Raw genomic sequence first — 14,708 nt, 5'->3', positions numbered from 1 at the left:
ATCCCTCGATCGTCCCGACACCAGCGTCCGGCGGATATACGGGCGGATCACCACCGACCAGAGCGCCCGCGATACCGGCTCCGTGCGTCGATATTCGCCCGTCCACCCGTGGCGTCGCCCGGTGCGCGACCGGGCAGCCTGCTCGCCCGGTCTGCCGCCCGGGCTCGGGGGCACCACACGGCCCCGGGCCCGGGCGGGTCAGCCGATGTCCAGCGGGTCTATCTGAACCCGCGGCGGCGACTCCGCCCGCTGACTGCTCCGGATCGCCTGCGCCGCCGTGAGCGCCCGGGTCAGCGCCGCGCCACGTGTTCGCGGCGTTCGCAGCAGCACCCGTTCGACCTCGGCATCCGGGTCGTCGCCGCGCGTACCGGAGGGCGGCCGCGCGGCGGCCGGTAGCGGCACCGGGCCCAGTACCTCCACCGCCGCTGGGAGTTCGGCGGCGGCGAGCAGTCCGGCGATACCGTCCGGAGTGCCGTCCACCGCCGCCATCCGCACCGCCGGCGGGAATCCGACCTCGGTCCGCTGCGCCAGTTCGGCGGCCGCGTGCCCGGCCGGATCCCAGCGCAGCAGCGCCTGCACGGTCGGCACGGCGGGATCGGCCATCACCAGCACTTCACCGTCGGGCCGCACCAGGGCCGCGGCGCTGAGCCAACGACGCAGGGCGTCCTCCGCGGCGCGCAGATCGGCGCGGCCGAGCAGCGCCCACCCGTCCAGCAGCAGCCCCACCCCGTAACCACCGGCGAGCGACGGTTCGGCCCCGACGGTGGCCACCACGACCTGGGGCCCGGGCGGCACCGTGTCCAGGATTGCCGCGCCGCTGGACCCGCGGATCGGCACCCCGGGGAATGCCCGGCCGAGTTCCTCGGCGGTCCGCGCCGCACCGATGACCACGGCGCGCAACACCCGGCCCCCGCAGGCCGGGCACCGGAACGCCGCCTCGGTGCGCCCGCACCAGCGGCAGACCGGACTGTGCGCCGTCCCCGGATCCCCGGCAGGACGGTCCGACCCGGGCAACGACAGCGGCCCCACACACCGGCGGCAACGGGCGGGTGTGCGGCATTTAGTACAGGCGAGCGCCGGCACGTACCCACGGCGCGGCACCTGCACCAGCACCCCGGACCCGGCGGCGAGTGCCTTCCGGGCTGCGGCGAAGGCGGCGGCGGGGATCCGGATCGCGCGCGCCATCGGATCGCGTTCGAGCGCGGCATCGCTGTCCCCCGGGGCGCTGATCCGCGGCGCGGCGGCCCGTATGGTGGCCCGGTCGGCGAGCAGATCGTGGGCCCATCCCGTTTCCACGACGGCCTGGATCTCGGCAGTCCGGGCGAATCCGGCCGCCACAAAGGCCGCGCCGGTGTCGTGGGCGCGGAGCATGGCGACCTCCCGCACGTGTGGGTAGGGGGCGCGGGGTTCGGCATAGGTGTCGTCGCCGTCGTCCCAGATCGCGACGAGGCCCAGATCCACAGCGGGCGCGAAAACCGCGCTGCGGGTGCCCACCACCACGCGCGCGGTACCGCGCAGAACGGACAGCCAGCGCCGGTATCTGGCCGCCGGGCCCAGCCCCGCCGACAATCCGACGGCGGAATCACCGACCAGCCGTTCACATTCGCGGAGCACCCGGTCGAGGTCGCGCTGGTCGGGCACCATCAGGATCGCGCTGCGGCCCTCCGCGACCACCACCGCCGCGAGCTCGGCCAATCGCCGCGCCCAGTCCTCTCCCGGCAGTGCCTGCCACGCCGCCCGCGGCCCCCGGCGGCCCGCGAGTGCGGTCAGGAAGGCGTCCCCGTGCCGGTACCGGCGCCAGGCCTCGGTGTCCACTGCCGCGGGCAGTGCCGCGCGTCCCGCCGCGTCGAAACGGTCCGCCTCTCGCGGCTCCGCGCTGCCGGTATCCGAGCCGTGCACCGGCGATCCGCCGGACTCCCTCGGTTCCTCCGAGGCTCCGGGCACGTCGACCACACGCAACGGCGCCGCCTCACCGCCCGAGCCGGAATCGGTCGATCGGCAGGTCCCCCGCGGCGCCCCTGCCCCGGTGTTCGTGCCCGCTTCGGTGCCAGTGCCCGGTCCGTGGCCCGTGCTCGACCCGGTCTCTGTACCTGATTCGGCGTCCGCACCCGGCCCGACGTCCGCACCCAACCCGACGTCCCCACCCGGCCCGACGTCCCCACCCGGCCCGACGTCCCCACCCAACCCGACGTCCCCACCCAACCCGACGTCCCCACCCGGCCCGACGTCCCCACCGGACCTGACGTCATCGCCCGATCGGGCGTCCGTCCCCGGCTCGTCGGCCGTCCCCGGCCCGACATGCACACCTGACGAAGTGCCCATACGCGGCTCGGCGGCGTCCGGCGCCGGGGCCCCGGACGCCGCCGAGCCGACCGCGGAGACGGTCGGGCCGTCCATCTCCGCGGTTTTCTTCACCGGCCCCCCGTTCTCCACCCGCGCATGCCGTGGCGGGATCGCCAGGCGCAGCACGTCGGCACGGGTCCCGGCGCACCGTGCCGCCACGGTGGTTGCCAGGCGCAAGATCTCCGGGGTGAGCACTTGTTCGGCGGATACCACCCGCTCCAGCCGGACCAGCTTGCCCGGGTGATCGGATTCGGCGTGCCGGGACAGCAGATAACCGTCCACCAGCCGCCCCGCGAACCGGACCCGGACGCGGACACCGGGACGGGCGATATCGGCGAGCTCCGGCGGCACCAGATAGTCGAAATCGCGGTCCAGATGCGCGGGGGTGAGTAGCGGCAGCACCCGGGCGATCGGGTTCTCGACCGGCTCGGGGGCCGGGGTCGCGGCCTTCTTCGCGCGAGCCGCCCGGCGACGCGCCGGCCCCGCGTCGGCCGACACCCCCGCCGACGCGGGGTCTGCGGGGGTGTCGGTGGGTGATCGATCCACGCGGGACGTGGAACTTACAGTCCGGCGGCGGCGCGCAGCTTGTCCGCGCGATCGGTGCGCTCCCAGGGCAGATCGATATCGGTGCGACCGAAGTGCCCGTAGGCGGCGGTCGGCGCGTAGATCGGGCGCAGCAGATCCAGGTCGCGGATGATCGCGCCCGGGCGCAGGTCGAACACCTCGGTGATCGCCGACGAGATCTGGGCCGGGTCGACCTTCTCGGTACCGAAGGTCTCCACGAACAGACCGACCGGTGCCGATTTGCCGATCGCATACGCGACCTGCACCTCGACCCGATCCGCCAGACCGGCGGCCACCACGTTCTTGGCGACCCAGCGCATGGCGTAGGCGGCCGAGCGGTCGACCTTCGAGGGGTCTTTGCCGGAGAACGCACCGCCACCGTGGCGGGCCATACCGCCGTAGGTGTCGACGATGATCTTGCGGCCGGTCAGGCCGGCATCGCCCATCGGGCCGCCGAGCACGAACTTGCCGGTGGGGTTCACCAGCAGGCGGATATCGGAGATGTCCAGGTCGGGGATGGCGATATCGGCCAGCACCGCGTCGACGACCTTTTCCCGGATATCGGGGGCCAGCAGATTGTCCAGATCGATATCGGCGGCGTGCTGAGTGGACAGAACGACGGTGTCCAGCCGTACCGCCCTGTCACCTTCGTATTCAATGGTGACCTGGGTTTTGCCGTCGGGCCGCAGATACGGCAGTACACCGGTCTTGCGGACCTCGGTGAGCTTGCGCGACAGGCGGTGGGCCAGCGCGATCGGCAGCGGCATGAGTTCGGGGGTGTCGGTATTGGCGTAACCGAACATGAGGCCCTGGTCCCCGGCGCCCTGCTGTTCGATCTCGTCGTCGGAGCCGCCGACCCGCGCCTCGTGCGAGGTGTCGACGCCCTGGGCGATATCGGGCGATTGCGCACCGATCGCGATATTCACGCCGCAGGAGTTCCCGTCGAATCCCTTTGCCGAGGAGTCGTATCCGATCTCGAGGATCTTCTCGCGAACGATATGCGGGATATCCGCATAGGCCTCGGTGGTGACCTCGCCCGCGACGTGCACCTGACCGGTGGTCACCATGGTTTCCACGGCGACCCGGCTGCGCGGATCCTGGGCCAGAAGAGAGTCGAGGATGGAATCGCTGATGGCGTCACAGATCTTGTCCGGATGACCCTCGGTCACGGACTCACTGGTGAATAGCCGGCTACCGGACGTGCGCACAGTTTCCCTCTTCCTCAACGGTTACTCGTGTCCGGAGGGACCGTAGCGCACGGCTCCGGTCACGCCCCTGGACTCCCAGACTATTAGAACGGGCGGCGTAATTGGGGTTTCGGACACCATCCTGGACGCGTTTCCGGCCGTGTGTGTCCGCTCCGCGGCACGCGCGCCCCCGAGCGGGCTGGATCGTATCGCGTTCGCGCCCTCGGCGGGCACCTCTCACACCGCCACGGCCGTGGCAACAGACGGATCCCGCGGTTCCGCGGGCGCCCGGGGCTCAGCTCAGCAGGGGACCCAGCGCGTCCAGGACGCGACTGGCCAGCAACGCCTTGGATCCGTGGTCGAGCGCCTGTTCGCTGCCGTCCGCGCGCAGCAGCCAGCCGTCGTTGGTATCGACCTCGAACGCCTTACCGTCGCCCACCGCGTTCACCACCAGCAGATCGCAGCCCTTACGGGCCAGTTTGGCCCGCGCGTGGGTGATCACGTCGCCGTCCGCGTCGCCGGTCTCGGCGGCGAATCCGACGATGGCCGTTCCGGGCAACCGGCCCTCCCGGCGCTCCTGGACCAGACCGGCGAGGATGTCCTCGTTCTTGGCCAGGGCGATGGTGTCGGGTTCGTCCTTGCCCTTCTTGATTTTGGCGGCGGCCACCGTGGCGGGCCGGAAATCGGCAACCGCGGCGGCCATGATCACCGCATCCGCGCCGACGGCGTGCTTGTCGACCGCGGTTTTCAGCTGTTCGGCCGTGGTGATGTGGACCAGCTCGACCGCGGCCGGCGGTGCCATCTCGATGGTATTGCCGGCGATGAGCGTGACCTGGGCGCCACGCTGGGCGGCGACCCGGGCGAGCGCGTACCCCTGCTTACCGGAGCTGCGGTTGCCGAGGAAACGGACCGGATCCAGCGGTTCCCGGGTGCCGCCCGCGGTGATCACCACCCGCCTGCCCACCAGGTCCCGGGGTATCGCGTCGGGGCGTTCGAGCAGCAGTGACGCGAGGCCGAAGATCTCCTCGGGTTCGGGCAGGCGGCCGGGGCCGGTATCGGTACCGGTGAGCCGGCCGGACGCGGGCTCCATCACGGTGGCGCCGTGCGCGCGCAGAGCCGCCACATTCGCGACGGTCGCCGCGTGCTCCCACATCTCGGTGTGCATGGCGGGCGCGAACAGCACGGGACATCGGGCCGTGAGCAGAGTCGCGGTGAGCAGATCGTCGGCGCGCCCGTGTGCGGCCCGCGCCATGAGGTCTGCGGTGGCGGGCGCGATGACGACGAGTTCCGCCTCCTGGCCGAGCCGCACATGCGGCACCTCCGGCACATCCGAGAAGACCCCGGTGTGCACGGGATGACCGGACAGCGCCTCGAAGGTGGCCGTGCCCACGAACTGCAGTGCCGCCTCGGTGGGGATCACCCGGACGGTATGACCGGTCTCGGTGAACCGCCGCACCAGCGCGCACGCCTTGTATGCGGCGATTCCGCCGCCCACCCCGACAACTACCCGCGCCATAGCGCGCCTCCTGCCCTATCGGCCCATCACCGGCCGGCGGTCATTCGCCTTCGGTGTGTTCGAGCAGATCGCTGTGGATCTCCCGCATCGCCACCGACAGCGGCTTCTCCTGCGGCAGCGGCTCCACCAGCGGGCCGACGTATTCGAGGATGCCGTCGCCCAGCTGGTTGTAGTAGTCGTTGATCTGACGGGCCCGTTTGGCCGCGTAGATCACCAGGCTGTACTTGGACGAGGTGCGGTCGAGCAGCTCGTCGATCGGCGGATTGGTGAGGCCGATCGGGGTGTCGTAGGCGGGCGTGGCGGCGGTATCCGTACTGCTCACTGAGGAGGCTCCTGCGGGGTCTGGGTTTGGCTGCACGACGGCTCTCGGGCCGCGCAGCCGGCTACGAATTGGAATTCGTGCTGACGAACAACGATACCAACTGCGCACAGGCGCTGGTCACGGTGTCGTTCACGATCACAGTGTCGAACTCGTCACGTGCGGCCAGTTCCACCCGCGCCGTCGCCAGGCGGCGTTCGATGACCTCCGGCGGTTCGGTGCCGCGGCTGCGCAGCCGGTCCACCAGTTCCTCCCAGCTGGGCGGCGCGAGGAACACCAGCACGGCCTCCGGCATCACCCGCCGGATCGACCGTGCTCCTTCGAGATCGACCTCGATCAGTACCGGCAGCCCGGCCGACAATGCGGCGCGCACCGGCGCGGCCGGCGTACCGGACCGCTGCAACCCGCCGTGGATATCCGCCCATTCGAGCAGATCGCCGGAGGAGATCATCGCGTCGAACTCGGCCCGGCTGACGAACCGGTAGTCACGACCGTCGACTTCACCGGGACGCGGGTCCCGTGTCGTCGCCGAGACACTGAAAACCAGTTCCGGCAGCCGTTCGCGGACACATCGCACCACGGTGGATTTGCCCACGGCCGAGGGGCCGACCAGTACAACCAGCCGACCCTTCGTCATGTTCTCGACCACCGAGGGTGTCAGGCGCCGAGATCGAATTTGGCGAGCAGCGCCTTGCGCTGCCGGTCACCGAGACCACGCAGCCGGCGGGTCGGCGCGATCTCGAGCTCGTTCATGATCTCCTCGGCCTTGACCTTGCCGACCTTGGGCAGGGCTTCCAGCAGTGCGCGCACCTTCATCTTACCGATGATCTCATTGCTCTCGGCCTGGCCGAGGACCTCCTTGAGGTCGGTGCCGCCGCGCTTCAGGCGATCCTTGAGCTCTGCCCGCTCACGGCGAGCGGCAGCCGCCTTCTCCAGAGCAGCGGCGCGCTGCTCATCAGTCAGCTGGGGAAGGGCCACGGTTCCTCCGTCTCATCATTCCTGCATCGAAACCTGCCGAACTACCCGGCAGTCTCAGCGACCGTACCCACGACGCCCCCGGATTGCGAACCCACCCCCCAGGTCAGGGCATGAATCGCACCCGGTATCACCCCCTTGCCGACCCGCCCGCATCCCTGCTTGCCGTAACTGCGGCCTGCACCCCCCTGCACACGAAACAGCCTGCCATCAGCGGCTTTTCGAGCGCAAACCGGAGTTGCGGCGCGATAACCACACTTCCGATCGACCTGCTGGCTACCTCCCAGCCGCCCTACCAGGAATTTTCTGGGAAATTTTCGCCCGAGCCCCTGCTGAGCGAGCGGAAGCGGCTCCGGCAACAAAAAACGAGGTCCCACGGACCCTCCGAGACAACCACCGAGGCGCCCGTATCGTCCGAATATGTACAGCGTACAGCCGACGGCCGGACCGGCACATCCGTGTGCTCAGGAGTCGACACGACAAACAAAATCCCGGCGCCCTCGGGCGTGGCGCCGACCTCCGATCCCGGGGCCTCGAATGCCGACGCAACGCAAGCCCGTTTCGCGCCCTTGCACGAAGCCCACGCCCCGTCACGAGCACGCACGCCGCCTACTTCACCGGAGGAAGGCGAACTCCTCCTGGAACTCCGCCAGGCGGCTGCGCAGCGCCTCGACCGAGGGCCCTGCCCGGAGCACGTCCCGAGAGACATTCGGTACCGCCGCCCGCCACAGCGGGCGCGGCAGCAGTGCCCGGACCTTCTCCGCGGTGCCGCCCTGCGCCCCGACTCCCGGGAGCAGGATCGGCCCGTTGAGCATGGTGAGATCCGGGGTCTCGGTGAGCGTGGCGCCGACCACCACCCCCACCGAACCCGGCTGCCCGGCCGGGTTGAGCTGGGCGGCGTCGTCGACCACCGTCTGCGCGACGGTGCGGCCGCCGACCGTCGCCTGCTGGATCTGGGCGGCTTCCGGGTTGGAGGTGGCGGCCAGGACGAACACGCCGCGATGGTGGGCGTGCGCCAGCTCCAGGACGGGACGGAGGGCACCGAAGCCCAGGTAGGGCGATACGGTGACCGCGTCCGCGCCCAGCGGGCCGTCGGCGAGCCAGGTGCGGGCGTAGGCGTCCATGGTGGAGCCGATATCGCCGCGTTTGGCGTCGGCCAGGACCAGGGTGCCCGAGGCGCGCAGCACTTCGATGGTGCGTTCGAGCACCCCGATCCCCGCGGCGCCATAGGCCTCGAAGAAGGCGACCTGTGGTTTGACCACCGCCACCGTTCCGTCGAAGGCTTCGACGCAGCGCTCGGCGAAGGCCTCGAGCCCGTCGGCGTCCTCGGACATGCCCCAGGCCGCGAGGAGGGCGGGATGGGGATCGATCCCGACACAGATCGGCCCGTGGGTGTTCATGGCGGCGGCCAGCCGCTCACCGAACGTCGTGGTCGTCATCGCCCGCGCCCTCAGCCGCGCAACGCCGAGTGCAATTCCTGCAGCGACCGCACACCCAGCCCGCCGTTGATACTGGCCTCGATGCCCTGGACGGCTGCCGCGGCCCCCTGGACCGTGGTGATACAGGGGATATTGACCCCGACCGCGGCGCTACGGATCTCGTAGCCGTCCACCCGGGGGCCGGAATTGCCGTAGGGGGTGTTGAAGACCATATCGACCTCCCCGTCGCGGATCTGGTCCACGATGGACGGCTGCGGAGGTGTGTGGCTGCCGCCCGCCGGGGAGACCGGATCCGAGTGTTTGCGGACCTGCTCGCAGGGGATCCCGTTGCGGCGCAGCATTTCCGCGGTTCCAGCGGTGGCCAGGATACGGAAGCCGAGATCGTGCAGGCGTTTCACCGGGAACACCATGGCGCGTTTGTCGCGATTGGCGATGGAGACGAACACGGTGCCCTCGGTGGGCAGCGATCCGTACGCCGCGGATTGGCTCTTGGCGAACGCGGTGCCGAAGTCGGCGTCGATTCCCATGACTTCACCGGTGGATTTCATCTCCGGCGAGAGCAACGAATCCACCTGGCTCCCGTCGGCACTGCGGAAGCGGTGGAACGGCAGTACCGCTTCCTTGACCGCCACCGGAGCGTCCAGGGGGACATGCCCGCCGTCGCCCTCGGGCAGCATGCCCTCGGCGCGGAGTTCGGCGATGGTGGTGCCGAGCATGATCCGCGCAGCCGCCTTGGCCAGCGGTACAGCGGTGGCCTTCGAGACGAACGGTACGGTACGGCTGGCACGCGGGTTGGCCTCGAGGACGTAGAGGATGTCGTCCTTGAGCGCGTACTGCACGTTCAGCAGACCTTTGACGCCGATCCCCTTGGCCAGCGCGATCGTGGAGCGGCGCACCGCCTCGATATCGCTGCGGCCCAGCGTGATCGGCGGCAGCGCGCAGGCGGAGTCGCCGGAGTGGATACCGGCTTCCTCGATATGTTCCATGACGCCGCCCAGGAAGACCTCGTCGCCGTCGCAGAGCGCGTCCACGTCGATTTCGATGGCATCTTCCAGAAACCGGTCCACCAGCACCGGGTGTTCGGGACTGAGTTCGGTGGCGCGGGAGATATAACCCTCGAGGGACAGCTCATCGTAGACGATCTCCATACCGCGACCGCCCAGCACGTACGAGGGGCGCACCAGAACCGGATAACCGATTTCGGCCGCGATCTTGCGGGCCTGCTCGAAGGTGGTGGCGGTGCCGTACTTGGGCGCGGGCAGCCCGGCGGCGATCAGGACGTCACCGAATTCGCCGCGGTCCTCGGCGAGGTCGATGGCGGCGGCGCTGGTGCCGACCAGCGGCACCCCGGCGGCGGTGAGCCGTTCCGCGAGCCCCAGCGGGGTCTGCCCGCCGAGCTGCACGATGACCCCGGCGACCGTACCGGACTCGGATTCGGCGTGGTAGACCTCGAGCACGTCCTCGAAGGTGAGGGGTTCGAAGTAGAGGCGGTCGGCGGTGTCGTAGTCGGTGGACACCGTTTCCGGGTTGCAGTTGACCATGACGGTCTCGTAGCCGGCCGCCGACAGCGTCTGCGCGGCGTGGACGCACGAGTAGTCGAATTCGATGCCCTGGCCGATACGGTTGGGCCCGGAACCCAGGATGATCACCTTGTCGCGATCGGGCTGCGGGGCGACCTCGGATTCGGCCGCGGGGTCGAGTTCGTAGGCCGAATAGTGGTATGGGGTCTTGGCCTCGAATTCGGCGGCACAGGTATCGACCGTTTTGAACACCGGCCGCACCCCGAGCCGGTGCCGGAGGGCACGTACGCCGCTCTCACCGGCCAGTTCCGGCCGCAGTTCGGCGATCTGGCGATCGGAGAGGCCGTGGTACTTCGCCCGCCGCAGCAGCGATTCGTCCAGGACGGGGGTCTCGAGCAGTTCCGCGCGCAGGTCCACCAGTCCGGCGATCTCGGCGACGAACCACGGGTCGATCCCGGAGGCGGCGGCGACGTCCTCGATGCTCGCCCCGAACCGCAGGGCGCGCTCCACCTGGTAGATCCGGCCCTCGGTGGGGGTGCGCAGATCCGTGAGGATTTCCGCGATCGCGGCGTCGATATCGGCCTGATCAGTGGAGGACGGTGCCCATTTGCCGTCCGCGGCGGTCCAGAACCCGGCCGCTTTGGTTTCCAGCGAGCGCAGCACTTTACCGAGCGCCTCGGCGAAATTGCGGCCCAGCGACATGGCCTCACCCACCGATTTCATGGTGGTGGTCAGGGTGGGGTCGGCGCCGGGGAACTTCTCGAACGCGAACCGCGGCGCCTTCACCACGACATAGTCGAGGGTGGGTTCGAAACAGGCCGGGGTTTCCTTGGTGATGTCGTTGACGATCTCGTCGAGCGTGTAACCGATGGCCAGTTTGGCCGCGATCTTGGCGATCGGGAAGCCGGTGGCCTTGGACGCCAGCGCCGAGGACCGCGAGACGCGCGGGTTCATCTCGATGACGATGAGCCGGCCGTCGGCCGGATCCACCGCGAACTGGATATTGCAGCCGCCGGTATCCACCCCGACCTCACGCAGAATCGCGATACCCAGATCGCGCATCTTCTGGTACTCGCGATCGGTGAGGGTGAGAGCGGGGGCGACGGTCATGGAGTCGCCGGTGTGCACACCCATCGGGTCCACGTTCTCGATCGAGCAGACGATCACGACATTGTCGCGCCCGTCGCGCATCAGCTCGAGTTCGTATTCCTTCCAGCCGAGGATCGACTCCTCGATCAGCACGTTCGCGGTAGGCGAGGCGGCCAGGCCGCCGCCGGCGATCCGGTCGAGATCGGTATCGTCGTAGGCCATCCCGGATCCGAGCCCGCCCATGGTGAACGAGGGTCGCACCACGACCGGGAAGCCCAGTTCCTCGACGGTTTCGCGGACCTCGTCCATGGTGTAGCAAACCCGGGAGCGGGCACTCTCCCCGCCGACCCGCGCCACGATGTCCTTGAATTTCTGCCGATCCTCACCGCGCTGGATGGCATCGAAATCGGCGCCGATCAGCTCGACCCCGTACTTCTCCAGCACCCCGCGCTCGTGCAGCGCGACCGCGGTGTTCAGCGCGGTCTGCCCACCGAGGGTGGCCAGTAGTGCGTCGGGGCGTTCCTTCTCGATGACCTTTTCGACGAATTCCGGGGTGATCGGTTCCACGTAGGTGGAGTCGGCGAATTCCGGGTCGGTCATGATGGTCGCGGGATTGGAGTTGACCAGCGAGACGCGCAGCCCTTCGGCGCGCAGGACCCGGCACGCCTGGGTGCCCGAGTAGTCGAATTCGCACGCCTGACCGATGACGATCGGGCCCGAACCGATGACCAGAATGTGTTCGAGGTCGGTACGGCGTGGCATCAGGCTCCCTCCATAAGACCGGAGAACCGGTCGAACAAGTACGCGGCGTCATGGGGTCCGGCGGCCGCTTCCGGGTGGTATTGCACGGAGAAGGCGCGGCCGTCGATCAGGCGTACCCCCTCCACGACACCGTCGTTGGCACAGACGTGGCTGACCTCGGCTTTGCCGAACGGGGTGTCGAACTGCTCGCCGCGCTCCCCCTCCAGCGCGAACCCGTGGTTCTGCGCGGTGATGGAGATGCGGCCGGTGTCGTGTTCGATGACCGGGATATTGATTCCCCGATGCCCGAATTTCATCTTGTAGGTGCCGCGACCCAGCGCCCGGCCCAGGATCTGGTTACCGAAGCAGATACCGAACAGCGGCAGCCCTTTGTCGAGAATGCCCTGGGTCAGGGCGACGGCGGTATCGGCGGTGGCCGGGTCGCCCGGACCGTTGGACAGGAACGCGCCGTCGGGTTTCAGTTCGAGGATCTTGTCCAGGCTCGTCGAGGACGGGACCACGTGCACCCGCATGCCCCGCGCGGCGAACATCCGCGGGGTGTTGGATTTGATCCCCAGGTCGACGGCGACCACGGTGAACCGGGGAGTGCCTTCCGGTTCCACGGTGTAGATCCGGTCGGTAGTGACCTCACCGGCGAGATCGGCGCCCAGCATGGACGGCTGGCCGGTGACCCGGGCGAGCAGTTCCTCGGTATCGGCGAGCGCCGGGCCGGAGAAGATCCCCGCTTTCATCGAGCCGCGGCTGCGCAGATGCCGCACCACCGCACGGGTGTCGATACCGGCGATGCCGACGATGTTCTGCTGTTCCAGCTGTCCTGGCAGGGTGCCGCTGGACCGCCAATTCGAGGCGCGGCGCGCGGGATCGCGGACCGCGTAGCCCGCGACCCAGATCTGCTGGGATTCGTCGTCCTCGTCGTTCCAGCCGGTATTGCCGATTTGCGGGGCGGTGGCCACCACGATCTGCCGGTGATAACTGGGGTCGGTGAGGGTTTCCTGATATCCGGTCATCGCGGTGCAGAACACCGCCTCGCCGAGGGTCTGGCCCACCGCGCCGTAGGCGGTGCCACGGAAAACCCGTCCGTCTTCCAGAACCAGGGCCGCGTCCGTTGTTGTCGTCATCTCTCGTCGTCTCCCGTCGTTGCCCGCGCCCAGGCCGGATACACCGTTTTGTCGTCGCCGCGGAACCCGGTGTCGATCTCGGTCCCACTCGGCAGCGTCCAGCGGATGACCAGTACTCCGCCCTCGCTCATGACCTTGCCCGCGTGTCCACGCTCGGTACGGATCACGGAGATGGACTCCTCCGGAATCCAGATCGCGGACGCGCCCTGCCGTTCCAGCAGGATTCCGTGTTCGAAGCGGGTGAGCTCCGCGGTCGCGCGGAAGCCGAGGTCACCGACCGCGATCCGGTCCTGCCAGCTCGGCGCGATGGTGCTGCCGAGGTAGAGGCCGGTGGTCGGATCCAGGACCTGCGCGCCCGTCTCCTCCGGTACCGGGGGCAGGTCGCCGATGCGGTCGGCCTGCCGGGCCGCACGGTGACGCCAGCCCCGGTACATCAGGTAGACGAACAGCGCCCACAACAGAACGCAGCCGATAACCCACAGTGTCCGCTCCATCAACGCTCTCCTACTCGTACACCCGCGGGTGCGGCGGCCACCCCGTCGCGGGCGGTGATCCGGCCGCGCAGCAGTGTGGTGGTGACCCGTCCCGGTAGCGTCATAGCCTGGTAGGGGGTATTGCTCGCGATACTCGCGAGGTCTTCGCCCTGCACGGTCCAGGTGGCCTCCGGGTCGACCAGTACCAGGTTGGCGGGCTCACCCTCGGCGATCGGGCGGCCCTGGTCGTCGAGGCCGACGATCTCGGCGGGCCGTTCGCTCATCACCCGGGCGACCCCGCGCCAGTCCAGCAGACCGGGCCGCAGCATGGTCTCCACCACGATGGACAACGCGGTCTCCAGGCCCAGCATCCCGGGCCTGGCCGCGGCGAACTCGCAGCATTTGTCCTGTTCGGCGTGCGGGGCGTGATCGGTGGCGACACAGTCCACGATGCCGGCCGCCAGCGCCTGCCGCAGTGCCTCGGTATCGGATCCCTCGCGCAGCGGCGGGTTCACCTTGTTCACCGCGTCGTAGGTTTCCAGGCGGGCGTCGGTCAGCAGCAGATGATGGGGCGTAACCTCGGCGGTGATCGAAATACCTTGCGCTTTCGCCCATTTCACCAATTCCACGGTGCCGGCTGTGGAAGCATGGCAGATGTGGACCCGTGCGCCCGCGTCTCGGGCCAGCAGCGCGTCGCGTGCGACGATGGATTCCTCCGCGGCCCGCGGCCACCCCGCCAGACCCAGCCGGGCCGCGGTCGGTCCTTCGTGCGCCACCGCCCCGGCGGTGAGCCGGGGCTCCTCCGCGTGCTGTGCGACGAGTACGCCCAGCGAGCGGGCGTACTCCAGCGCGCGCCGCATGATGAGCGGATCGTGCACACAGTGCCCGTCGTCGGAGAACATGCGTACCGCGCCCACGCCGCTGGCCATGGTGCCCATCTCGGCGAGTTGCGCGCCGGCCAGGCCCACGGTCACCGCGCCCACCGGGTACACATCGACCAGCCCGACTTCCTGCCCACGCCGCCAGACATGGTCGGTGACCACCTGGGTATCGGCGACCGGCGAGGTGTTGGCCATGGCGAAGACCGCGGTGTAGCCGCCCAGCGCCGCGGCGGCGGAACCGGACTCGATGGTCTCGGTGTCCTCGCGGCCGGGTTCGCGCAGGTGGGTGTGCAGATCCACGAATCCGGGCAGCAGCACCTGCCCGGCGCCGTCGACGATCTCGGCGTCCTCGGCCTGCAGGCCGGTCCCGATCTGCCGGATCACGCCGCCGGCGACCAGCACATCCACCGGCTCGCCCTCGCCGTAGGGCCGCACCCCGGTGATCAGCACGTTATCGCTCACGCTGTGTCCTCCGGGCGCGCGCGAGGGCCCTCCGTGGTTACGCTCCGCTGCCGCCTCCGG

11 protein-coding genes are annotated in these 14,708 nt (G+C 69.5%); all 11 read right to left on the bottom strand.

The annotated features are described in order from the left end of the window. Positions 1-198 precede the first annotated feature (198 nt). The 11 genes from AB0H42_RS21760 to AB0H42_RS21710 all read right to left on the bottom strand — a co-directional run bounded on the left by AB0H42_RS21760 (position 199) and on the right by AB0H42_RS21710 (position 14,648). Complete coding sequence (locus tag AB0H42_RS21760) at positions 199-2,745, bottom strand: primosomal protein N' (protein WP_357058533.1); 2,547 nt, start codon at positions 2,743-2,745, stop codon at positions 199-201. A gap of 158 nt (positions 2,746-2,903) precedes the next feature. Further along, positions 2,904-4,115, bottom strand: a complete 1,212-nt coding sequence (gene metK / locus AB0H42_RS21755) for a methionine adenosyltransferase (protein WP_357058410.1) — start codon at positions 4,113-4,115, stop codon at positions 2,904-2,906. A gap of 274 nt (positions 4,116-4,389) precedes the next feature. Further along, entirely contained in the window at positions 4,390-5,610 is a 1,221-nt protein-coding gene (coaBC, locus tag AB0H42_RS21750) for a bifunctional phosphopantothenoylcysteine decarboxylase/phosphopantothenate--cysteine ligase CoaBC (protein ID WP_063061121.1), read from the bottom strand. A 40-nt stretch (positions 5,611-5,650) separates the two neighbouring features. Next, a complete protein-coding gene (gene rpoZ, locus AB0H42_RS21745) occupies positions 5,651-5,932 on the bottom strand; it encodes a DNA-directed RNA polymerase subunit omega (RefSeq protein ID WP_357058408.1) in 282 nt (93 codons plus the stop codon). A gap of 61 nt (positions 5,933-5,993) precedes the next feature. Next, positions 5,994-6,566, bottom strand: coding sequence for a guanylate kinase (gene gmk, locus AB0H42_RS21740; protein ID WP_357058406.1), 573 nt, complete (start codon positions 6,564-6,566; stop codon positions 5,994-5,996). Between the two features lie 20 nt (positions 6,567-6,586). Next, complete coding sequence (gene mihF / locus AB0H42_RS21735) at positions 6,587-6,907, bottom strand: integration host factor, actinobacterial type (protein ID WP_030521477.1); 321 nt, start codon at positions 6,905-6,907, stop codon at positions 6,587-6,589. Positions 6,908-7,518: 611 nt separating this feature from the next. Then, positions 7,519-8,343 (bottom strand): orotidine-5'-phosphate decarboxylase, encoded by an 825-nt coding sequence (gene pyrF / locus AB0H42_RS21730; protein ID WP_357058404.1) that lies wholly within the window; start codon positions 8,341-8,343, stop codon positions 7,519-7,521. 11 nt (positions 8,344-8,354) lie between these two features. Then, complete coding sequence (gene carB, locus AB0H42_RS21725) at positions 8,355-11,714, bottom strand: carbamoyl-phosphate synthase large subunit (RefSeq protein ID WP_357058402.1); 3,360 nt, start codon at positions 11,712-11,714, stop codon at positions 8,355-8,357. Further along, complete coding sequence (gene carA / locus AB0H42_RS21720) at positions 11,714-12,832, bottom strand: glutamine-hydrolyzing carbamoyl-phosphate synthase small subunit (protein ID WP_357058400.1); 1,119 nt, start codon at positions 12,830-12,832, stop codon at positions 11,714-11,716. Before carA ends, carB begins: the two co-directional genes overlap by 1 nt. Beyond that, on the bottom strand, positions 12,829-13,326 hold the full coding sequence (locus tag AB0H42_RS21715) for a transporter (protein WP_357058398.1): 498 nt from the start codon (positions 13,324-13,326) through the stop codon (positions 12,829-12,831). Before AB0H42_RS21715 ends, carA begins: the two co-directional genes overlap by 4 nt. After that, positions 13,326-14,648 carry a dihydroorotase gene (locus AB0H42_RS21710; protein ID WP_357058396.1) on the bottom strand — a complete coding sequence of 441 codons (1,323 nt, stop codon included), beginning with the start codon at positions 14,646-14,648 and terminating at the stop codon, positions 13,326-13,328. Before AB0H42_RS21710 ends, AB0H42_RS21715 begins: the two co-directional genes overlap by 1 nt. Between the last annotated feature and the right edge of the window lie 60 nt (positions 14,649-14,708).

It is taken from the genome of Nocardia sp. NPDC050799 (assembly GCF_040654015.1).
GTDB lineage: Bacteria > Actinomycetota > Actinomycetes > Mycobacteriales > Mycobacteriaceae > Nocardia.
Note: the sequence above shows the minus strand (reverse complement) of the source record. Positions and strands in the feature narration are given on the sequence as shown.